At 71.5% G+C, this 21,760-nt stretch carries 16 protein-coding genes, 1 tRNA gene and 2 pseudogenes; 12 read left to right on the top strand and 7 right to left on the bottom strand.

The features are described 5' to 3' along the window. Nucleotides 1–9: 9 nt before the first annotated feature. On the top strand, nucleotides 10–411 hold the full coding sequence (gene atpC, locus DK419_RS04770) for an ATP synthase F1 subunit epsilon (RefSeq protein ID WP_109958077.1): 402 nt from the start codon (nucleotides 10–12) through the stop codon (nucleotides 409–411). Nucleotides 412–451: 40 nt separating this feature from the next. Here atpC and ppk2 read toward each other — a convergent pair whose 3' ends face one another. From ppk2 to DK419_RS04755, 3 genes are read right to left on the bottom strand one after another with little or no spacing between them, the layout of a single operon-like run. Next, nucleotides 452–1,294 (bottom strand): polyphosphate kinase 2, encoded by an 843-nt coding sequence (ppk2, locus tag DK419_RS04765; protein ID WP_109958076.1) that lies wholly within the window; start codon nucleotides 1,292–1,294, stop codon nucleotides 452–454. A gap of 27 nt (nucleotides 1,295–1,321) precedes the next feature. Further along, nucleotides 1,322–4,528 (bottom strand): efflux RND transporter permease subunit, encoded by a 3,207-nt coding sequence (locus tag DK419_RS04760; protein ID WP_109958075.1) that lies wholly within the window; start codon nucleotides 4,526–4,528, stop codon nucleotides 1,322–1,324. Nucleotides 4,529–4,532: 4 nt separating this feature from the next. Beyond that, nucleotides 4,533–5,648: an efflux RND transporter periplasmic adaptor subunit gene (locus DK419_RS04755; RefSeq protein ID WP_109958074.1), complete on the bottom strand. Its 1,116-nt coding sequence runs from the start codon at nucleotides 5,646–5,648 to the stop codon at nucleotides 4,533–4,535. Nucleotides 5,649–6,281: 633 nt separating this feature from the next. On the opposite strand from DK419_RS04755, the gene DK419_RS04750 reads away from it, so the two are divergent. The 10 genes from DK419_RS04750 (at nucleotide 6,282) to DK419_RS04705 (ending at nucleotide 14,798) form a co-directional block, all read left to right on the top strand. Next, nucleotides 6,282–7,415, top strand: a complete 1,134-nt coding sequence (locus tag DK419_RS04750) for an AraC family transcriptional regulator (RefSeq protein WP_245442828.1) — start codon at nucleotides 6,282–6,284, stop codon at nucleotides 7,413–7,415. Between the two features lie 62 nt (nucleotides 7,416–7,477). Next, nucleotides 7,478–7,888, top strand: coding sequence for a hypothetical protein (locus DK419_RS04745; RefSeq protein ID WP_109958073.1), 411 nt, complete (start codon nucleotides 7,478–7,480; stop codon nucleotides 7,886–7,888). A gap of 816 nt (nucleotides 7,889–8,704) precedes the next feature. Further along, nucleotides 8,705–9,448: a FadR/GntR family transcriptional regulator gene (locus DK419_RS04740; RefSeq protein WP_109958072.1), complete on the top strand. Its 744-nt coding sequence runs from the start codon at nucleotides 8,705–8,707 to the stop codon at nucleotides 9,446–9,448. Between the two features lie 55 nt (nucleotides 9,449–9,503). Beyond that, nucleotides 9,504–10,355 carry an NAD(P)-dependent oxidoreductase gene (locus tag DK419_RS04735; protein WP_109962128.1) on the top strand — a complete coding sequence of 284 codons (852 nt, stop codon included), beginning with the start codon at nucleotides 9,504–9,506 and terminating at the stop codon, nucleotides 10,353–10,355. A gap of 19 nt (nucleotides 10,356–10,374) precedes the next feature. Then, nucleotides 10,375–11,058, top strand: a complete 684-nt coding sequence (locus tag DK419_RS04730; protein ID WP_109958071.1) for an amino acid ABC transporter permease — start codon at nucleotides 10,375–10,377, stop codon at nucleotides 11,056–11,058. A 10-nt stretch (nucleotides 11,059–11,068) separates the two neighbouring features. Beyond that, nucleotides 11,069–11,737 (top strand): amino acid ABC transporter permease, encoded by a 669-nt coding sequence (locus DK419_RS04725; protein ID WP_109958070.1) that lies wholly within the window; start codon nucleotides 11,069–11,071, stop codon nucleotides 11,735–11,737. A gap of 15 nt (nucleotides 11,738–11,752) precedes the next feature. Beyond that, nucleotides 11,753–12,508 carry an amino acid ABC transporter ATP-binding protein gene (locus tag DK419_RS04720; protein ID WP_109958069.1) on the top strand — a complete coding sequence of 252 codons (756 nt, stop codon included), beginning with the start codon at nucleotides 11,753–11,755 and terminating at the stop codon, nucleotides 12,506–12,508. 33 nt (nucleotides 12,509–12,541) lie between these two features. Beyond that, complete coding sequence (locus tag DK419_RS04715; protein ID WP_109958068.1) at nucleotides 12,542–13,333, top strand: transporter substrate-binding domain-containing protein; 792 nt, start codon at nucleotides 12,542–12,544, stop codon at nucleotides 13,331–13,333. A gap of 72 nt (nucleotides 13,334–13,405) precedes the next feature. Further along, complete coding sequence (gene rpiB, locus DK419_RS04710) at nucleotides 13,406–13,852, top strand: ribose 5-phosphate isomerase B (RefSeq protein WP_109958067.1); 447 nt, start codon at nucleotides 13,406–13,408, stop codon at nucleotides 13,850–13,852. A gap of 13 nt (nucleotides 13,853–13,865) precedes the next feature. Beyond that, on the top strand, nucleotides 13,866–14,798 hold the full coding sequence (locus DK419_RS04705) for a ribokinase (RefSeq protein WP_109958066.1): 933 nt from the start codon (nucleotides 13,866–13,868) through the stop codon (nucleotides 14,796–14,798). Nucleotides 14,799–15,055: 257 nt separating this feature from the next. Here DK419_RS04705 and DK419_RS29950 read toward each other — a convergent pair. From DK419_RS29950 to DK419_RS04685, 4 genes and pseudogenes are all read right to left on the bottom strand, one after another. Further along, a pseudogene (locus DK419_RS29950) lies at nucleotides 15,056–16,620 on the bottom strand (molybdopterin cofactor-binding domain-containing protein); the annotation flags it as partial. A 12-nt stretch (nucleotides 16,621–16,632) separates the two neighbouring features. After that, nucleotides 16,633–16,962, bottom strand: a pseudogene (locus tag DK419_RS04695) ((2Fe-2S)-binding protein); the annotation flags it as partial. Between the two features lie 342 nt (nucleotides 16,963–17,304). Beyond that, nucleotides 17,305–17,379: transfer RNA gene (locus tag DK419_RS04690), tRNA-Gly, on the bottom strand. Nucleotides 17,380–17,452: 73 nt separating this feature from the next. Continuing rightward, nucleotides 17,453–20,884, bottom strand: a complete 3,432-nt coding sequence (locus DK419_RS04685; RefSeq protein ID WP_245442827.1) for a DUF3971 domain-containing protein — start codon at nucleotides 20,882–20,884, stop codon at nucleotides 17,453–17,455. Nucleotides 20,885–21,075: 191 nt separating this feature from the next. Between DK419_RS04685 and DK419_RS04680 the strand changes: the two genes are divergently transcribed. Then, nucleotides 21,076–21,540, top strand: a complete 465-nt coding sequence (locus tag DK419_RS04680; RefSeq protein WP_109958063.1) for a peroxiredoxin — start codon at nucleotides 21,076–21,078, stop codon at nucleotides 21,538–21,540. The last annotated feature ends 220 nt before the right edge of the window (nucleotides 21,541–21,760 follow it).

Below are 21,760 nucleotides of genomic sequence, written 5' to 3'. Positions count from 1 at the left end.
GAGATCGCGATGGCCCTTCTCTTCGCCGAACTCGTCGCGCCCGAGCGCCTGATGTTCTCGGGCGAGGTCCGCTCCGTTCTCCTGCCGGCCGCGGAGGGCGACATGACGGTGCTGCCCGGCCACGTCCCGCTCGTCACCGCGCTTCTCGCCGGGATCGTCTTCGCCACCGACGCAACGGGCACCGGCCGCCGGGCCTTCATCAGCGGGGGCTTCGCCGAGGTGACGGGGGACCGGGTCACGATCCTGGCCGAGCGGGTGACGCCGATGGAGGAGCTGAACGGCGACCGGCTCGACCAGGAGATCGCGGAGCTGCGCCTCGAGCAGGACAGCACGGGCGACTACGACCGCCGCGCCCGCTGCGACGCGGCGATCCGGCGGCTGGAGGAGATCAGGGCGAGCCTCGGGCTGTGAGGCCGCCCCGGGCCGCGACGCGACCCGGATGATCGGCCGATCAATACAGCTCCGGTACGAAGCGCCGGTTGCGCAGGACGTCGTCGTAGGTGTCCTTCTTGCTGCGCTTGGGAAGTTCCACCGGCTCGGCCTCGCGCTCCTCGTAGGGGATCAGGTGGAGGAGATGCGCGATGCAGTTCAGCCGCGCCCGCCGCTTGTCGTCGGAGCGCACGACGTGCCACGGCAGGTCCTCGGTATCGGTCGCCGCCAGCATGGCGTCGCGCGCGCGCGAGTACGCGTACCAGCGCCGGTACGACTCGACGTCCATCGGGCTGAGCTTCCACTGACGCAAGGGATCGTGGATGCGGGCCTCGAAGCGTCGGCGCTGCTCGTGCCGGCCGACCTCGAGCCAGAACTTGACGAGACGGATGCCGCTGCCGGTGATCACCCGCTCGAAGGGCGGGCACAGGGCGAAGAAGCGCTCCCGCTCGGCCTCGCTGCAGAATCCCATCACGGTCTCGACGCCGGCCCGGTTGTACCAGGAGCGATCGAAGATCACGACCTCGCCGGCGGCCGGGAAGTGGGCGAGGTAGCGCTGCAGGTAGAGCTGGGACTTCTCCCGGTCGGAGGGCGCCGGGAGCGCCACGACCCGGAACACCCGCGGGCTGACCCGCTCGGTGATCGCCTTGATGGTCCCGCCCTTGCCCGCCGCGTCGCGGCCCTCGAAGACGACGATGATCCGCGCGCCGGTCTCGCGCACCCAGGTCTGGAGGTAGGCGAGCTGCACCTGGAGCTTGTGCAGTTCGCGCTCATAGGCCTTGCGCTTGAGCCGTCCCTCCCCGGCGACAGGCTCGGACGCCTCGTCGCGGGCTTCCGACAGCAGCCCTTGGTCGGTCTCGTCCATGGCGGATCCCTCCCTATCCCGCCTCCCCTACTCCGCCGGCAGGTGCTCCGGCGGCAAGTGCTCGGGCGCGCCGGCGGGCGCATCGGGTTTCGCGGGCGGACGCGCCTCGCTTCTCCCTCCGCCCATCAGGCGCCAGGCCCGCTCGCGCAGGCCCTGGAACACGACGTAGAGCGGCGGGATCACGAAGATGCCGAGGAACGACGCGGCGATCATGCCGCCGAAGACCGGCGTGCCGACGTCGCGCCGCGCGAGCTGGGAGGCACCGGTGGCGATGACGAGCGGCAGCAGCCCGAGGATGAAGGCGAAGGAGGTCATCATCACCGGGCGGAAGCGCAGCCGCGCGCCCTCGGTCGCGGCCTCGCGCAGGGGCACGCCCTTCTCGCGCTGCTCCTTGGCGAACTCGACGATCAGGATGCCGTTCTTGGCCGCCAGCCCGATCAGCACCACCATGCCGATCTGGGCGTAGAGGTCGAGGGTGAGCCCGCCCCACACCATCGCCGCGTAGGCGCCGACGATCCCGACCGTGACCGAGAGCAGCACCGGCACGGGGATCGTCCAGCTCTCGTAGAGCGCGACTAGGAACAGGAAGGCGAACAGCACCGCGAAGGCGAGGATGATCGCGGTCTTGCCCTCGGCCCGCTTCTCCTGGAAGGCGGTGTCGGTCCATTCACCGCCGAAGCCCGTCGGCAGGGTGCGGACGGCGACCGCTTCCATCGCCGCGAGCGCCTGGCCGGAGGAGACGCCCGGCGCCGGCCCGCCCTGCACGGTGACGGCGCGCAGGTTGTTGTAGCGGATGAGCGCGGGCGGTCCGACGACGATCCGCACCTCGGCCAGCGAGCGCAGCGGCACCATCCCACCGTCCTTGTTGCGCACGTTGATGCGGTAGATGTCGTCGATCCGGCGGCGGTCGTCGGCCTCGGCTTGGACCTGGACCTGCCAGGTGCGGCCGAAGAGGTTGATGTCGTTGACGTAGTAGCCGCCGAGCGAGGCCTGCAGCGCCTGGAACACCGCGTCGAGCGAGACGCCGAGGATCTGGACCTTGTTGCGGTCGATGTCGAGGAAGACGGAAGGGTTCGTCGCCGAGAAGGTGCTGAACACCCGGTTGAGCTTCGGCTCCTGGTTGGCCGCGACGACGAGGCCGCGCAGCACCTGGGCGAGCGCCGCTGGGTCGCCGCCGCGCAGGTCCTCGAGCACGTAGGCGAAGCCGCCGCCGGTGCCGAGCCCGATGATCGGCGGGGGCGCGATCGGCACGACCGTGCCTTCGGGGATCGTGCGGAAGCGCTGGCCGAGCCGCGCGATCAGCGCCGCCGCGCCCTCGCCCGCCCCTTTGCGCTCCTCGAACGGCTTCAGCGTCACCACCATGAAGGCGGCGTTGCTCTGCGAGTAGTTGTCGATGAAGTTGAGCCCGACGACCGTGGTGGTGTCGGCGACCGCGTGCTCCTCGCGCAGGATCGCCTCGGCCTTCGCGGCGACCTCCGAGGTCCGCCCGACCGCCGCGCCCTCGGGCAACTGCACCACGACGAAGAACGCGCCCTGGTCGTCCTCGGGCAGGAAGCCCGTCGGCGTGATCCTGGCGAGCTCCACCGTGCCCCAGGCGGCCGCCAGCGACAGCACGAGCCCGAGGATCGACAGGCGCACGATGCGGGAGACCGCGGCGCCGTAGCCGTCGCGCACGGCGTCGATCGAGCGCATGACGAGGCCCATGACGCCCCGCCGCGGCCCGTGATGGGGCCGCAGCAGCACGCCGCAGAGCGCCGGCGAGAGCGTGAGCGCGTTGATGGCCGAGAGGACCATCGAGACCGCGACCGCCACGGCGAACTGGCGGAACAGCTCGCCCGAGATGCCCGGCACGAAGGCGACCGGCACGAACACCGAGAGCAGCACCAGGGTGATCGCGACGATCGGCGCGGTGATCTCCGCCATCGCGCGCTTCGTCGCCTCGCGAGGCGAGAGCTCCGGGTGCTCCTCCATCACCCGCTCGACGTTCTCGACCACCACGATGGCGTCGTCGACCACGATGCCGATGGCCAGCACCATGGCGAGCAGCGAGACCGAGTTCGCCGAGTAGCCGACGGCTTTCAGCGCGATGAAGGTGCCGATCAGGCTCACCGGCACGGCGAGGGTCGGGATCAGCGTCGCGCGCAGGCTGCCGAGGAACAGGAACACCACGACGACGACGAGCACGAAGGCCTCGACCAGGGTCTTCTGCACCTCGTGCACGGTCTCGGTGATGAAGGCGGTGGGGTCGTAGGTGACCTTCCAGGCGAGGCCCTCGGGGAACGAAGGAGCGAGAGCCTCGACCCGGGCCTTGACCTCCTTCAGCGTCGCGATCGCGTTGGCGCCGGGCGACTGGTAGATCGCGATGACGGTCGCCGGGCTGCCGTTGAGCCTCGTCTCGCGGTCGAGGCTCGCCGCGCCGAGCTCGATGCGGGCGACGTCGCCCAGGCGCAGGAGCGAGCCGTCCGGGTTGGTGCGCAGCACGATGTTGCGGAACTGCTCGGGCGAGGTGAGCCGCCCTTGCGTCTGGATGCTGAGCTGGAGCTGCTGCTCGTCGGAGACCGGGCGCGCGCCGATGCGGCCGACAGGGGCCTGGACGTTCTGCGCCTTGATCGCGCCGATGACATCGCCGGCGGTGAGATCGAGCCCGGTGAGCTGATCGGTCCGCACCCAGGCCCGCATGGCGTAGTCCTGTGGCCCCCACAAGGTCGCGTCGCCGACGCCCGGCGTGCTCTTGATCCGGTCGAGCAGGTTGATGGTGACGTAGTTCGAGATGAACAGCGGGTCCTGCGCGCCCTTCGGCGAGTAGACGGCCAGCACGCCGAGCAGCGCCGAGGATTTCTTCTTGACCGTGACGCCCTGCTTGCGCACGTCCTCGGGGAGCTTCGCGAGCGCGATCTGGACCCGGTTGTTGACGTTGACGGCGTTGATGTCGGGATCGGTGCCGAGCTCGAACGAGGCGGTGAGCGTGTAGCTGCCGTCGTTGCCGCTCACGCTCTTCATGTAGATCATCTTGTCGACGCCGACGACCTGCGACTCGATCGGCTGCGCGACGGTCGATTCGACGACGTCGGCGGAAGCGCCCGGATAGGTCGTCGTCACCGAGACCTGCGGGGGCACGATGTCGGGATACTGCGCCACCGGGATGGTGAGGAGCGCGAGCGCGCCTGCGATCGCCGTCACGATGGCGATGACGATCGCGAGGCGCGGGCGGTCGACGAAGATGGCCGAGAGCATCGGGTCACGTCCTGCCGGTCGCGGGAGAGGCCGGGACCGCCCGGACCGCGAGGCCGGGGCGCACCCGCTGCAGCCCGTCGACGATGACGAGCTCGCCGCCCTTGAGGCCGCTCTCGATCACCGCCTCGGTGCCTCCGGCGCCGGAGGCCGGCGTCACGCGCCGGGTCACCGCCCGGTCGTTCTCGACGACGAAGACGTAGACGCCGCCCTGGTCGGCGATGAGCGCGCCCTGCGGCACCACCACCTTCTCCTCCGGCGTGCCGGTCTGGAGCGCCACCTGCACGAGCTGGCCGTCGCGCAGGGCGCCGGCCGGGTTCGGCATCGTGGCGCGCACCAGCACCGTGTCGGTGGCGCGCTCGACGCTGATGTTGACGAAGTTCACTCGCCCGACCTGGTCGTAGGTCGAGCCGTCCGGGAAGCGCAGGCGCACCGCGATCTTGCTCCGATCCAGCGCGGCACCGCCCTGCTGCACGCGCAGGAACTCGCGCTGGCTCACCGGGAAGGTGACGTAGATCGGGTCCTGGCTGACGATCGCGGTCAGCACGCCGCTGTCGGGCCCCACGACGTTGCCCTTGGTGACGCTGGTACGGCCGATGCGGCCGGCGATCGGGGAGACGATCTTCGTGTAGCCGAGGTTGATCTGGGCGGTCTTGAGGCTGGCCTCGTCACCCATCACGGCGCCGCGCGACTGGTCGAGGGCGGCACGGGCCTGGTCGCGGGCGACGACCGTGCCGGAGTTGCGGTCGAGGAGGTCCTGCGCGCGCTGGAGCTGGATCGCCGCCAGGGTCTCGGCGGCGTGGCTGCGCTCGAGCGCGCCCTCCGCCCCGCGGACGGCCGCCTCGAACAGGTCGGGCTCGATCCGGTAGAGGGGCGCGCCCTCCTTCACGAGATCGCCCTCCTTGAACAGGACCGCCTCGAGGAAGCCGGTGACCCGCGCCCGCACCTCGACGCGGCTCACCGCCTCGATCCGGCCGACGAAGTCGAGCGCCTTGTCGATGGCCTTGCGCTGCGCCGCGACCGTGCCGACCGGGAGCGCCGCGGCGGGTTCGATCGTCTGCGCGCGGGCGGAGATCGGCCAGGCCAGACCCAGAAGAAGGAGGATCCCGAGGCGGCGGAGCATGATCGTTCCTCAGGCCGGAGGGCAGCGCTCCATCCTTGCAGGTCACGGCCCTCCGGCTTGATCGGACGGGACAGCCCGGCCGATCATCCGGCGCGGCGCCCGGCCGGCGCGGCGGATCGGCGGCTCCCGGTGCCGGACAGGACGAGGGCGCGCAACCGGTCGCGGCCGATGAGGCGCCGAGCTCCCGCGAGGTGAAGTACGGGACGAGGGCGACGGCCATGATCGCCCTGATCGCCGCGGACCCCGCCGCCGATGACTGGCAGGCCCGCCGCGGATCGATTGTCGAGGCGCGGAAGCCGATCGCGGCATCCCTCGGGCGGTCTCGGACTTTCAGCACGAGGCCGGCACGATCCTGCGGAAGGTCGCCGGCACGACGCGAGGCTTCCGCTGGACGGCACCGCCACATCCTCGGCGAGCGGGACCGGGGCGGCGAGAGCCGCTCGACCCGTCAATCCCGAACGGATGTCTCGAACACGAGATTCATGCCTGCAACCTATAAATCCCTCGCTGAAATCATTTAACAGACTTAACCTTACATGATGTCCTGACGAGAATTTTACTATGCCTCGGCGCCTTTCATCTGCGCAGCCCAGAGGGAAAGCCATGTCCTCTTTGGCGTCGAATGCACAGGTGATGCGGCGTGACCTGGAGCCGGAGCCGTTACGCGTCAGCGACCTTCGCGGCTCGACGGCCGTTCGGTACCGCTTCATCGGTGCCCACGCGCTGCCGGCGATCCGCGCCGTCCTGGCCGAGATGGGAACGAGCCCCGAGGAAGTCTGCCGGAACGCAGCGATCGACCTGAGCGCCCTGTACGAGACGGACGACGTCTCGTTCGCGTCGCTGGGCCACCTGATGGCCGCGGCAGCCGGGCGGATCGGATGCGGGCATCTCGGCCTCCTCGTCGGACAACGCACGGATCTCCTGTCGTTCGGCCCGCTCGGCACCCTGATCCGCCACTCGCGGACGATCGACGATGCCCTGCAGGCTCTCGGGACCCATCATGTCCTGCCGGGCCGCGGCGCGGCGATCGAACTGTCGACCGGCGGTCTCGTGGCAACCGTGACCTGCGCGCCTTGCGATCCCGAAGCCGCAGGCATCGCCTATCATTGCGAGTGCGCCCTCGGCGCCCTGACCGGGGTGATGCGGTCCCTGTGCGGCGTCGCCTGGTGCCCGGACGAGGTATGGCTCCCGCGGCCCGCACCCGCCGATCCGTCGCCCTACACGGGCTTCTTCCGGGCTCCGGTCCGCTTCTCCCAGGAGATCGCCGCGCTGGTCTTCCCCGCCCGTCTCCTGGGGCGGCCGATCCCCGGCGCCGATCCGGTTCTTCGGGCTGCCGCGGAACAACGCATTCGGAGCGCGAAGGCCGCGATCCCGGTCGATCTCGGCCGCGAGGTCCGACGCCGCGTGCGGTCGAGGGCGACCCGGTCGCGCATCGACCGGGACGAGATCGCGCAGGCCCTGACGCTCAATCCGCGCACGTTGTGCCGCCGCCTGCGGGCGGAGGGACCGCCGTTCCGTTCGATCACGAACCAGACGCGCCTCGGCATCGCCAAGCAGTTGCTCGCCGACACGACGATGGGCCTTGCGGAAATCTCGGCTGCTCTGGAATTCTCCGAGCCGGCAGCCTTCACGCACGCCTTTCGACGCTGGACCGGAACGGCACCGGGCGCGTGGCGGCAAGACCATCAACGACGAGACCATCAACGACAAGACCATCAACGACGAGACCATCGACCACATGACCGACGAGCCGAGTGTCATCGGTGAGTCGAGCCCGGCCGGTGATGCGTCCGGCCGACTCTGCTGTCTGTCTCGAGGAGAAGCTCGCGATGCTTGGTCCAGGTGCCGCCCTCGTCATCGGAGCGTTCACCGTCGGGATCGGCGCCTCGGCCGCCGGAGCGGCGGTCGCGGACTACCAGGGCGCCTGGGTGCTGAGCGGACACGATTGCCAGGACGTGTACGCGTCCGGGGGCAAGAAGGCGTCGTTCAAGAAGCCGCTCGACATGTTCGCTCCCGCCTTCATCGTCTCCGGCCGGCGGCTCACGACCCCGGCGGCGACCTGCCGGATCCGATCGGTCCGCCCGGCCGGGGACCGTGAGCTTCTCCACCTCGACTGCGCCAATGCGGTCGCGGCCAACGACGTCAGGGTCCTCCTGGCAGCCTCGCCCCCGGACGGTCTGAAGCGCTACTACGGCGAACATGACCCGACGGGGGTCGATTACCGGCGTTGCGCGCGATAAATCCCCCGACACCCTCTGCCGGAGCCCCAGCGCGACATCGGGCGCGACCGGCCCCGAGCGGGATGGCGAAAGCGATCGCTCCCAGGGGGGGTGAAATGCAGTCAACGCCCAAGCCCACCTCTGCTTCCCGCTTCGGAGCCGCGACCCATGTCGGCTCTCGCTGCGCGCGGGCCGTGCGCCGGGCACTCGCATCGAGGATCGTTCGCAACGCGGCCGGGTCGCTTGGTCCGCGGCGGCGTGAGGCGGTGATCAGCAGCCCTGACGTGTCCAGAGTCAGATCATCGACTTGAAGGCCGCCCTGGACCAACGGCATCGACGGGTTTGGGATCAGGATCGTGCGGTCCATCAGCGACCGCGTGGGTCAACCGGGATTGCCTCTTTCCGATACCGCCGGCGAATCCTCCTGTCCGGTCGGCTCGTCGATCTGGCAGCGCAATCCGACGCCCGCGGGGGCTCGTGATGTCGCTGCAGCCAAGCTCGCCCGCCAAGGTTCCCAGCCGGACCACGGCCGTGGCCCGAGCCGCTTTCCCCGGGGGCCGTGCCTGCGTGCGGCTCGGGGGATGAACTCGGCACCGTGTTCACCGACGCGCGGTTCACAGGCGCTGTTCTCTTCCCGCGGCCGCCCGGCCCAGGTCCTGCGTGTCCGCGCGGCCCCGGGGCGGGACGACGGCCTCAGGCAGCAAGGCCGATGTGCCATGCGCGGGACGCCTTGGCATCGACGTGTCGATGCCAAGGCACGAGGGTATGACAGGCAGCTTGACGCACCGCGCCTCGGCCCCTATCTGGTATGACCAAGGTATGAAAAACGTGAACGGGATGGATATCGCTCGCCCCAACGAGGGTCAGACCGGCTTCGAGCTCGTCTTCGCGTTCCTCCGCGAACGCCTGCTCGCCGGATCTCTGCGCCCGGGCGACCGCCTGCTGCCCGAGCGCGAGCTCGCCGCGCTGCTGGGCGTCAGCCGCCCCATCGTGCGCGAGGCCCTGCGCGCGCTGAATGCCCTGGGCATCGTGGAGATCCGCGAGCGGTCCGGGACGGTGGTCCGCACGCCCGACGTCACCGTTCTCAACGACTTCTTCGCCTTCGCCCTCGCCCAGCAGGACGGTCTCGCGGACGACGTGATGCAGGCGCGCATCGCGGTCGAATGCCAATCGATCCGGCTCGCCTGCGCGAGCGCGTCCGTCGCCGACCTCGAGCGCCTGCAGCGCGCGCTCCAGCGCATCGTCGAGACGATCGACGACCACGAGGCGGGCGGCGCGGCGGATTACGCCTTCCACCGGGCGATCGTCACCGCGGGGGGCTCGCGCACGCTCGGCGTCCTGCACGATGCCATGGCGCACGTCCTGATGCGCTCGCACATCGCGCGCCGCGAGCTCGTGCAGCTCGTCGCGCCGATGCGGGCCTACCTCATCGAGGACCACCGCCGGATCTTCGACGCGGTCGCGGCCCGCGATCCGGTCCGGGCCGACGCGGTTTTGCGCGAGCACTTCGCGATCGGCGACGACTTTCGCCGGCAGGCGGCCTTGGCCGTCGCCGCGCCCGCCCGCGCGACAGGGAGATGACGACGTGACGGACACCCAGCACGCGGCCTGCATCGGCTTCATCGGCCTCGGCACGATGGGGCGCGAGATGGCGCGCAACCTCCTCAGGGCCGGCCACGCCGTGCGGGCCTACGACGTGCGCGGGGAGGCCGTCTTGGAACTCGCGGCGGAAGGCGCCGTCGCGGCGACGAACCCGGCCGATGCCGCGCGGGGCGCGGAGATCGCCATCACGATGCTGCCCGACACGCCGCACGTCGAGGCGGTGATCTACGGCGAGCACGGCCTCCTCGCGGCCCCCCCGGCCGGCCGCGTCATCGTCGACATGAGCACGATCTCCCCCGTCGCCGTCCGGCGCATGGCGGCGGATCTCGCGGCGGTGGACGTCGCCTTCCTCGATGCCCCGGTCTCGGGCGGCCCCGTCGGGGCGAAGAACGCCGCACTCTCGATCATGGTCGGCGGCTCCGCCGAGGGCTTCGCCAAGGCCCGTCCCTACTTCCAGGCCATGGGCACCACGATCACCCATGTCGGCGACCCTGGCGCCGGTCAGGCGGTCAAGCTGTGCAACCAGCTCGTCTGCGGCATCAACATCCAGGCGATCTGCGAGGCGCTGGCGCTTGCCCGCGCCTCCGGCGTCGACCTCGAGCAGTTGCGGCACGTCCTGCTCGGCGGCTCCGCCGCCTCCTGGATGCTCGACCGGCTCGGCCCGCAGATGATCGAGGGCGACGCCTCGGCCGGCTTTCGCATCGACCTGATGCTGAAGGACCTGCGGCTCGTCCTCGAACAGGCCGGCGCGCTTGACGTGCCCCTCCCGGGGACCGCCCTCGTCACGAGCCAGTACATCGAGGCCCGCGCCCACGGCGAGGGGGCGAACGGGAACCAGGCCCTGTTTCGCGTCTACGACCGCATGACCGGCCGGATCGCGGGCTGAGAGAGGGAAATCGCCGGCCGTGGCCCTCACTCTCGACTTCGGCGCCGTCCTGGAGCGCTGGCCCAGCTTCCTCGACGGCGCGTGGCTCACCCTGGAGCTCGCCGGCATCGCGACGGTCGTGGGCGGTGCGCTGGGCGGCATCGCGGCGATCGGGCGGCGCAGCCGCTACGCCGCGCTCCGGCGGCTCTGCGAGGTCTATGTCGAGGCGATCCGCAACACGCCGCTCCTCGTCCAGATCTTCCTCGTCTATTTCGGCCTCGCCAGCCTCGGCTTCAAGTTCTCGGCCGTGACGGTGGCGGCGCTCGCGCTCACCATCAACGTCGGCGCCTACACCACCGAGATCGTGCGCGCAGGGCTCGACGCCATTCCCCGCGGCCAGATCGAGGCGGCCGAGGGTCTCGCCCTGTCCCGGGCGCAGATCTACCGCCACGTCGTCCTGCTGCCGGCGATCGAGCGCGTCTATCCGGCACTGACCAGTCAGTTCGTGCTCCTGATGCTCGCGTCGTCCGTCACCTCGCAGATCTCCGCCGAGGAGCTGACCGCCGTCGCGAACTACGTCCAGTCCGACACCTACCGGGCCTTCGAGACCTACATCGTGGTGGCCCTGTTCTACGTCGCCCTCTCGTTCCTGATGCGAGCGGGTTTCTGGGGCTTGAGCTTCGTCCTGTTCCCGCGCCGCCGGCGCCTCGGCACCCCGCTGTGAGGCGCTCGCGATGACCGGCTCCCTCAACGCCAACCACCTGCTCTTCCTCGGCCAGGGCGCGCTCTGGACGGTGGGGCTCTCGCTCATCGCCCTCCTCGGCGGCGGCGGCGTCGGCTTCCTGATCGCGCTGTGCCGGGTCTCGGGGCTCCGCGCGGTGCGCGTCGCGAGCGGCGCCTACGTCCAGCTCGTCCAGGGCACGCCGCTGCTCGTCATCATGTTCCTGACGTTCTTCGGCCTGCCGCCGCTGGGCCTGAGCGTCTCGCCGCTCGCGGCGGCCGGCGCCTCGCTCACGATCTACGTCGGGGCCTATCTGGGCGAGATCTGGCGCGGCGCGATCCAGTCCGTGCCCCGCCCGCAATGGGAGGCGGCCGAGGGCCTCGCCCTCTCGCGCACCCAGCGCATGGCCAAGGTCATCCTGCCCCAGGCGGTCCGGATCGCGACGCCGCCGACGGTCGGCTTCATGGTGCAGATCGTGAAGAACACCTCGCTCGCCTCCGTCGTCGGCTTCGTCGAGCTGGCGCGCGCCGGACAGATCATCAACAACTCGCTGTTCGAGCCCTTCCTGATCTACGCGATCGTCGCGCTCGTGTACTTCGTCCTGTGCTTCCCGCTGTCGCGCCTCAGCCTGCGCCTCGAGCGGCGGGGCGCGCGCGGGCGCACCACCCTCATGCCGGCCTGACGGAGACGCTGCGCCATGCTCAACCAAGCGACCGGCACGTCCCCCGATCCCGTCGTCACCTTGCGCGACGTCCACAAGAGCTTCGGGCCCCTCAAGGTGCTCGAGGGCGTGTCGTTCGAGGTCCCGCGCGGGACCGTGACGGCGATCATCGGCCGCTCGGGATCCGGCAAGTCGACGGCGTTGCGCTGCATCGACCGCTTCGAGACCATCGACCGGGGCGAGATCCGCGTCTGCGGCCACCGCGTCGACGCGCCGGGGCTCGACCTGCGGCGCCTGCGCCAGGACGTCGGCATCGTCTTCCAGAGCTACAACCTGTTCCCGCACCTCACCATCGAGCAGAACATCACCCTCGCGCCGACCGCGGTGAAGGGGATGCCGCGCGCGCAAGCCCGCGCGCTCGCCGCCGAGGTGCTGGCCCAGGTCGGGCTCGGCGACAAGCTCCAGGCCTATCCCGAGCAGCTCTCCGGCGGGCAGCAGCAGCGGGCCGCGATCGCCCGTTCCCTCGCCATGCGGCCGAAGGTGATGCTGTTCGACGAGGTGACCTCGGCCCTCGATCCGGAACTGACCGGCGAGGTCCTGAAGGTCATCGAGGTGCTCGCCGCGTCGGGCATGACGATGGTCATGGTCACGCACGAGATGGGCTTCGCCCGCGGCATCGCCGACGAGGTGGTGTTCATGCATCGCGGACGGGTCCACGAGCGGGGTCCGGCCGCGATGCTCGGAGCCCCGACCACGCCGGAGCTGAGGCAGTTCGTGGGCTCCGGTCTCTAGAACCAAGAACCACGACGCAACAGGGAGACGACCATGGGACGCCCGCTTCTCGCCGCACTCGCCGCGGCCGCCGCGCTGGCCGCTGCGCACGGCACCGCACGCGCCGACCTCCTCGACGACGTCATGAAGGCGAAGAAGATCAGGGTCGCCACCGACCTCGCGATCCCGCCCTCGGGCATGATCGACGCGAACCTGAAGCCGATCGGCTCGGACGTCGAGACGGCCCAGCTCCTCGCCAAGGATCTCGGCCTCGAGCTCGAATTCGTCCAGACGACCGGGGCGACCCGCATCCCGAACGTCCAGACGAGCAAGGCGGACCTCATCGTCTCGACGCTCTCCGTCACGCCGGAGCGCGCCAAGGTGATCGACTTCACCAAGCCCTACGCGGCGCTGCAGTCGGTCGTCGGCTGCCTGACGGCGATGCAGGCGAAGGACTGGCCCGACCTGAAGGGCAAGACGATCGCGGTGTCGCGCGGGACGACGCAGGACACCACGCTCACGAACATGCGCGACCGCGACCTCAAGATCGCGCGCTACGACGACGACGCGACGATGGTCACCGCCGCGGTGTCGGGACAGGCCGACTGCGTCGCGACCTCGGCCACGATCGTGGGCCAGATCGGCGTGAAGAACCCATCGCGCGCCTTCGAGCCGAAGGTGCCGATCACGACCTTCGACCTCGCGATGGGCGTGCGCAAGGGCGAGCCTCGGCTCGTCGAGAGGCTGAACGCCTGGATCGCCGACAACCTCCGGAACGGCAAGCTCAACGCGATCTACAAGAAGTACCACGGCGCCGAGCTGCCGCCCGAGATGCGCGGCTCGTGACACCGCGGGCTGTGACCGCCAACCGGGCCGCGGCGCTGCTGCCCCGGCCCGCCACCAACGGAGTGACGTGACATGCGGCTCGTGATCGGATCGGACCATGCCGGCTGGATGCTCAAGGGAGCCGTGATCGACCACGTGCGCGCCCTCGGGCACGAGGTCATCGACGTCGGCTCGTTCGACGACCAACCCGTCGACTTCCCCGACATCGCCCGCGAGGTCGCCCGCAAGGTGACCTCGGGCGAGGCGGATCGCGGCCTTATGGTCTGCGGCACCGGAGTCGGCGCCTCGATCGCGGCGAACAAGATGAAGGGCATCCGCGCCGCGGTGTGCCACGACATCCATTCGGCCCATCAATGCGTCGAGCACGACGACGTCAACGTCATGTGCATCGGCGCCCAGATCGTCGGGCCCTGGCTCGCCAAGGACCTGATTGCCTCCTACCTCCAGGCCGAGTTCTCCACCGACGCGGATTTCCGCCGCCGGGTCGAGAAGCTTCACGCCATGGACGCGGAAGGCTGAGGAGGCGGGATCGATGATCCTCGTCTTCGGCTCGATCAACGTCGATCTCGTGGCCGAGGTCGCGGCGATCCCGCGTCCCGGCGAGACGGTCCTGTCGCCGGGCTACGCCACCCTGTTCGGCGGCAAGGGCGCGAACCAGGCCGTCGCCGCCTCCCGCGTCTCGGCGCCGAGATCCGTGGCGATGGTCGGCCGCGTCGGCGACGACGCCTTCGGCCGGATGTCGAGGGACAATCTCGCGGCGAACGGCGTCGACGTCGCTCGCGTGACCGTCGGACCGGAGGCGACCGGCTGCGCCTTCATCACCGTCGACGCGCAGGGCGAGAACGCTATCACGGTGGCGAGCGGCGCCAACGCGGCGCTGAGCGCGGGGGCCCTCACGGAGGTCCCCGCTGCGGCGACGCTGATTCTTCAGATGGAGGTGCCCCTCGCCGCATCGCACGAGGTTGCGCGGCGGGCGCGGATGTCGGGCGGGCGCGTGCTCTGGAACCTCGCTCCCGTGCCCGCGACGCTCGACCGCGACGATCTGCGCGCGCTGCTGGCGGTGACGGACGTCCTCGTCGTCAATGAGCACGAGGCCCGCGCCGCGGCCGCATGCCTGGGGCGCGAGGAATCGAGCAGCGAGGCCGCAGCCGGGCTCCTGGCCGAGGCGGGCGGCGCGGTCTGCGTCCTCACGGCCGGCGCCCGGGGAGCCGTCGCGCTCCATCCGGGCGGCGCGCGGACGGTCGCGGCGGCCGCATCGATTCGGCCCGTCGACACCACGGGGGCAGGCGACACCTTCGTGGGTATTCTCGCAGCGGCCCTCGACGAGGGCCGGAGCTGGCCCTCGGCACTGGCCCGGGCCTGTCGAGGAGCCTCGCTCGCCTGCCTCACCCCGGGGGCGCAGACGGGCATGCCGACCGCCGGCATGCTGATCGCCGATCCCGTCGATCCCTCCGACCCGTCGTGAGCGCCGACCGGAGGGCTCGCGCCGCCGGACGCCGCGCAGCTGGAGTCTGGCGCGAGCAGCCGCTCCAGGCTCTTCAAGGCGAGCGACAATCCGGTCACCGTCCGTCCGACCTGATCGTGCAACGCGCGCGATCCGGCGCTGTTCGTTCTCCTGGGCCTCGCCGAGGCGGCGCAGCAACTCCTGCCGCTCGGCCTCGCCACGCTTGCGCGGTCCGATGTCCGACACGACGCCGTAGAACAGGCCGGTCGGGGTCTCGTCGGGCAGCCGGGGTCGCGCAGGATCGCGCTGACGGCATTGGTGGCGAGCCGGACCGACAGGACGCAGCGGAGGCGTCCGTCCCGGGGGACGGGCACGCGCAGCGCGACGAGGCGCTTGCCCGAGATCGACCCGACCGGTCCGATGCCGCCGATGACGGCGCGATGGATCCGCACGACCGTATCGAAGCTCTTGCGATCGGCCGTCGGGCCGAGCTCCTCGTCGAGGGAGCGGAGCAGGGTGACGACCCGGGTGCCTTCGGGCCCGGCGAGCTCGACGGTCGCCCACAGCGGATGCGACTGTCGCAACCGCTCGGCCTCGGTGTAGAGCGCGACGAGGTCCGGTCCGTGGAGCGTGGCCGAGGCAGCCTCGGTCTCGAGGATGGAGATCTGCGCGGCGATGTCGGAGGCGACGCGCTCGGCCGCGCGGGTCCCGTCGGGGTTGAAGCGGGCGACCGACGAGGGCGGCTCGAGCTGGGCGTGGGCCAGGTAGGGCGCGGCGTACTCAGCCTCGACCACCTTGGCGGCCCGCGCGAAGGCGCCGGCGACGTCACCCTCCGCTTCCGCGGCGTGACCGGCCTCCGCCGGGGCCTACAGCGCCGCGAGCAGGCCGTCGGAGGTGAAGCCGGCCGCGACGGTGATCGAGCCCGATCGGTTTCAGGGCGCTCCGGCGCAATGTCAGCGCCCCGACCGCCTTGCGCGCGCGCCACCAGCTGTCGGCGGCGACCGCGACGGCACCGGGCAGGCGGTGGACCGAGTGCATGCCGGGCATCGCGCGCACCGCCGCCTCGTTGTCGAGCCCGACCGGCTCCGTGCCGGGATGCGGCGCGTGCGCCACCGCGGCGGAGAGCATGCCCTCGACCGTCTGATCGACGGCGTAGACGGCCCGGCCCGTCGACTTGTCGCGCACGTCGATCCGGGCCACCGGCTTGCCGACATCGCGGAAGGTTTCGGCGTCGCGCAGGGCTGGGGATTCGTTCGGCTCGAGCGCCATCGCGTCGGCGGCGAGCGCCCCGTAGGCGAGGATGCGGCCGGCCGCGGCACGGACCGCGGTGCCGTCGCGGGTGGTGAGCTCGGCCGGCTGCACCTTGAGGCGCGCCGCCAGCGCGCATCAGCATGTCGCGGGCGGTGGCGCCGAGCTGGCGCATCAGCGGGTCGCTGGAGCGCGTCGAGACGCTGCCGCCGGACATGCGGATGCCGTTGATCCCCCCGCGTAATCCGGCCCGGGCGGGGCGCACTCGACCACGAAGCGCGCCGGATCGACGTCGAGTTCCTCGCCGACGATCTGGATCATGCCGGTGGCGACGCCCTGGCCGCCCTCGACGAAGGGCGAGAGGAAGCGCACCGTGCCGTCGGGCCGGATCTCCAGGAAGGCCGGGACGCGGGGGGCCGGGCATTTGCGCGATGGCGCCGGCGCCTTCCGCCGGCCCCTGTGCCTCGGCGCGCACCCGGTGGGGAGGCGCGATGCTGAGCACCAGGGCACCGGCCGCGGCGCCGAGGAGATTGCGGCGCGAGAGGTTCACGGGGCCGGCGGGAGCCCGGGATGGCGTGCGCAGGATCCGATCCATGATCGCCTCCCCTCACGCCGCGGCGTGCCGCACGGCGGCGGCAATGGCGTTGCAGGTGCCGCAGCGGCACAGGTTGGTCATCGCGCTGGCAATGTCGTCGTCGCTGGGCTTGGGCGGCTCGCGCGGCAGCGCGGTCGCGGCCATCACCCGGCCCGACTGGCAGTAGCCGCATTGCGGCACCGGGGCGGCGATCCAGGCCCCGACCACCCTGCGGCCGACCGGATCGGCCCCCGCCGCCTCGATCGTCTCGACCTTGGCGTTGCCGACGGAATCCACCGTGACCTGGCACGAGCGCGTCGCCTGCCCGTCCATCAGCACGGTGCAGGCGCCGCATTGCGCGATGACCGGCGCGGCGAAGTCCGGGCTGTCGGCCGCACGGCCCCTGGCGCACGCCGCTCCGGCCAGTCTGAAAACGGAACCGCAGCGGCTTTGAGCCCCGCCAGGGATCCCCGGGCGATGGCCCCGAGGAAGATCCGGTTGTAACGATCGGAACTATGCGTTCTCCGGGGTCGCAACCGGCCGGCGAGGAAGGTCGGCCCCGGCCACGTCTCGCCGCCGTGGCCGAGCTGCGGCTATCGCAAAGGGCGCCGAGGACCGGATCACGAAAGGCGAGGAACGCCACGGGGAACATGGGAACACCGGTCCTCCCGGACCGACAAAAGGCGTTCGGTTCCAAAGATCTACTGGAGCGGGCGATCGGGATCGAACCGACGACATTCAGCTTGGGAAGCTGACGTTCTACCACTGAACTACGCCCGCGTCGGGGATCGTCATACGGGGTCGCCCCGGCGCTGTCCACCCTGAAATGCCGCGCTCGCCGGGAGGGTCCGGGTCAGCGCTCCATGCGGCCGGATTGCGCGGTGCCCGGGTCGCCGCCGCCGGCGCCGAAGAGCTTGCGCAGGAAGCCCGGGGCGATCGCCGAGAGCGGGTTGACGCTGATGTTGGGCGCGCTCATCGCGCCGGCGACCCGGAAGTTGATGCCGAACAGGCCCTCGTTGTGGCCGCCGCCCAGCAGGGGGCCGAAGATCGGCACCTGCGACACCACGTTGTTGAGGCCGTAGAGCGGCACGAAGGTGCCGGAGACGTCGGTGCGGTCCTTGCCCGTGTCGATCCAGCCGCCGAGGGTGAAGCCGATCGCCGGGCCGGAGATCGCGGCTTCCGAGAAGGCGATGCGGGTGCCGTTGCGCTGGAAGGCGGCGCGCAGGCGGTCGAAGCCGACGTCGTTGGCGTCGCTGCGTCGGTCCTCGGTCTCGCCCTGGGCCATGATCCGGCCGAGCGCCGGCTCGTTGCGCAGCGCGAAGGAGCGGACCTGCACGAGGCCGGTCTGCGGCCCGTCGTTCATCGTCATCTGCAGCGACAGGGACCCGCCCTGCATGCGCTTGTAGATGTCGAGGAAGCGCAGGGCCGCGCCAGCGTCGGTGGTCTCGGCGTTGAGCACCGGCGGGGTGGTGCGATCGGGCTTGGCCACTTCGAGGCTCACCCCGGCCGAGCGCAGGCGGCCCTGGATCCGGGCCTGGCGGACGTCGTCGCCGCGCAGGGACAGCTTGAGCGTCGCGTTGGTCAGTGCCTCCTCGTTGAAGCCGGTCAGGATCGCGAAGCTGAGATCGGCCTCGACGTCGCGGGCAGGGCCGTCCTTGCCGCCCTTGCGCGGCGGCGCGGTCAGCGCCCGCAGGAACGGCCGGGCATCGGCGACGCCGCCCTTGGCGCTGACCCGGTAGCCGTTGCCGCTGCGCTCGACCCGGGCGCGGATGTCGTCGCCCGGCGACAGCTTGAGGCTAGTGAGGTCGGCCGATTCGAAGCCGCCCTCGGGGTTGAGCGAGGCGCTGCCGCGCAGCTGCACCGGGCCGGAATCGAGCGCGATGTCGCGCAGGTCGCTGCCCTGGCCGGTCTCGGTGAGGGACAGGGTGAGGCGGCCCGGCTTGCCGGCGGGCTTGGTCCAGCCCGGCAGGAGCCCGTCGACGCTCGCCCGGGCGAGGTCGGCCTCGACCCGGATCGGGTTCTTGCCCGGCCGGCCGACCGGCACGACGAAGCGGGCGTTGACGGGACCGGCGAGCTGGGGCGCGCTCGGAAGGCCTTTGCGGGCGCGGGCCGCGTCGTCGAGGGCCATCGTCACCACCGCCTCGCCCGGCGCGCCGGCCTTCGACTGGTGCAGATCGACGGTCAGGGGCGCCCCGGCGAGCCGCCCGTCGCCCTTGAGGCTGAAGCCGGTGCGGTCGTAGGCGATCGCGAAGCGGCCGTTCTCGAGCCGCTCCTTGCCGACGAGGCGCTCGGCGGCGATGTCGGTCAGGGTGCCGCTGAGGGTCACCGGCAGGTCGGCGATGTCGGGCACCGCCTCGAGGGAGAGGGGGAAGTCGATGCGCAGGTCGGCCTGGCCCCGCAGGGTCGCTGGATCGAGCTCGGCGCCCGACAGCGAGCGGAACAGCTTGGTCTGGAGCAGCGAGGCGAGCGCGTCGGCGCCGCCGGTGAGGCGAAGCCCGATCTGGGCCGAGACGTCGTGCGGCACCGCGTCCTTGATGACGAACGAGCCGTCCTGCAGGGACAGGGCCCGGCCGTCCGGCATCCGGATCTCGGCGGTCGCCCCGCGGATGGTGGTGTTGCGCCCGGTGACGAGCCCGGAGACCCGGGCGCGGGAGAGCGGCGGCGCGTCGGGCGAGATCGCGAGCCCGCCCTCGCTCACCGCGAAGGCGATCCGCACCGCCTGGTCGGGCATCGGCTCGCCGCGGGCGGCGGCGGCGAACTCGGCCATGCTCATGTCGACCACGATGTCGAGGCTGTCGAGCCGCCCGGCCCGCAGGTTGTCGACGAGGTAGGTGCGGATCGGCGGCGCGACGTTCTCCGGCCAGAGCCGCAGGGCGGCGCGCCCGTCGGTGCGCTCGGCGGTGATGCGCAAGGTGAGCCCGCCCTCGTCGGCCCTCGTGCCCAGCGTGCCGCTGATCGTGCCGCGGACGGTCTCGCCCGAGAGCGTGAGCCCGTCGATCCTCACGCCGTCGTCGCGGCCGGACAGGCGGGCCTCGACCTTGGCGATCCTGACCGGGCCGTCGCCGGCGGTCGCCCCCCGCAGCACCGCGTCGGCGCCCGACAGCGCCGCGGTCCAGCCGGCGCCGGTGCCGTCCGGCGCCGCCACCCACTCGCCGGCGAGGCGCACGCGGTTGCCGGCGCCGCGATAGTCGAGGGAATCCACCTTGAGCGCCCGGCGGGCCTCGTCCCAGGCGGCGTCGACCGTCACCGCCTCGATCGTCACCGGGTTGAAGTCCTTCTCCTCGATGAGAAGGTTGCCCTCGCTGGTGGTCAGGCGCAGCGTCATCCCGTCGAGGCGCGCGCCGTGCATCGCCACCTGGGCCCGGCCGGAGAGCTTCAGGTCGGTGGTCAGCGGTAGGCGCGACTGGCCGGAGAGCAGCAGCAGGTCGGGGGCGGGCAGGTCGTCGAGGGTGAGCACGCCGTGCCGTCCGCCGTCCGGCGCCTGCTCGACGTCGCCGCCGAAGCGCCAGGGCCCGTGCGGGCCGACGATGCGCATCTCGAACACCCGGGCGGGCCGGGTCGCGTCGCGGTTGAACAGCCCGTCGACCCGCGGGAACACCACGCGCTCGGCGCCGGATTCGTCGAGCAGCGTCAGGCGGGCATTGGTCAGGCGGGCGCGGTCGAGGCTGCCGATCACCCCGGCCGGGTCGAGGACCAGGCTCAGGATCGACGCCACGGTGGCGGAGACCGGGGAGACGGTGCCGCGGGCCGCCGCCACCGCCGGCGGGGTGTGGGGCTTCACCTCGGCCGGGTCGTTGGAGGCCGCGAAGGCGATCGAGCCGTCGTGGTGCAGGAGCGCGCGCAGCTGCAGGTCGCGGAACTCGACCGAGCGGGCCTGGACCGACAGGCCGAGCAGCGACCACAGGTCGATGGCGACGACCGCGAGGGGCGCCCGCACCACGAGGTCGCCCTCCGGGTTGCGGATGTCGAGGCCGGTGGTGCGCAGGGCCAGCGCCCCGTCGCGGTCGATCTCGACGGCGCTGTCGTGCAGGGACACGTTCCAGCCCGGGCCGAGGCGCTCGGCGATCCCCGCCGCCACCCGCGGCTCGAGCCAGGAGAAGCTCATCGGCCCGCTGGCGAGGCGCAGGTAGGCGAGGCCGAGACCGATCGCGAGGAGGAGCACCGCCGCGAGCTTCAGCCACAGCACGCCGCGCAGGCAGGTCCGTAGCAGCGACCGGGGCGCGGCCTTGATCCGCGCGGCGCAGGCCTCCGGGCCGTCGCGGCCCGGTTCGGTGGCGTGGTCCATGCCTGGTGTCGCTCGGCCTGTCGTCACTCGTCCGCCGCTGATCCGGGCCGATGAGGCCCTCGCCGATGATGGCCCGATCCGGTGACCGGAGGGTAACCTCCTGTCGCTAATCCGTCGGACGCGTCGAGGTCCCCTCCCCGCCGGGGGCCTCCCCCAGAGGCACACCATCAATCGGCCGAAAGGAAGGCACGATGGCGCTGAACCCGGGCGACCCCGCCCCCGATTTCTCCCTGCCGGCGACCGGCGGCGAGACCGTGAGCCTCGCCGGCCTGAAAGGCCGCAAGGCCGTGCTGTACTTCTACCCCAAGGACGACACCAGCGGCTGCACCCTGGAGGCCCAGGCCTTCAACGGCCTGCGGCAGGCCTTTGCCGAGGCCGACACGGCGGTGATCGGCGTCTCGCCCGACCCGATGAAGAGCCACGACAAGTTCCGGGCGAAGTACGAGCTCGCATTCCCGCTCGCCTCGGACGAGACCAAGGCGATGCTCGAGGCCTACGGCGTCTGGGCCGAGAAGAGCATGTACGGCCGCAAGTACATGGGCGTCGAGCGCACCACCGTCCTGATCGACCGCGACGGCACGATCGCGAAGGTCTGGCAGAAGGTGAAGGTGCCGGGCCACGCCGACGCGGTGCTGGAGGCGGCGCGGGCGCTGTGAGACGCGTGGCGTCAATCCGGGCGAACCGCCCGACGGGACTGGAACCTCGGGTCATACCGGGGCCGCGACAGCGGAACCCCGGGGATGACGCCGAGGACGGGCCATGCCGCTCCGAGACGTCCGGTCGCGCCCGCCCTTGAAACATCCTTAACCTTAACCCGCGACGGTCTGCATCAGGTTACCGGACCGTCCCGATGCTCCCTCCCCGCCTCCAGTCCCT

Source organism: Methylobacterium terrae, from assembly GCF_003173755.1.
Classification (GTDB): domain Bacteria; phylum Pseudomonadota; class Alphaproteobacteria; order Rhizobiales; family Beijerinckiaceae; genus Methylobacterium; species Methylobacterium terrae.
The sequence above is the reverse complement of the archived record's forward strand: the minus strand, read 5'-3'. Positions and strand labels throughout refer to the sequence as shown.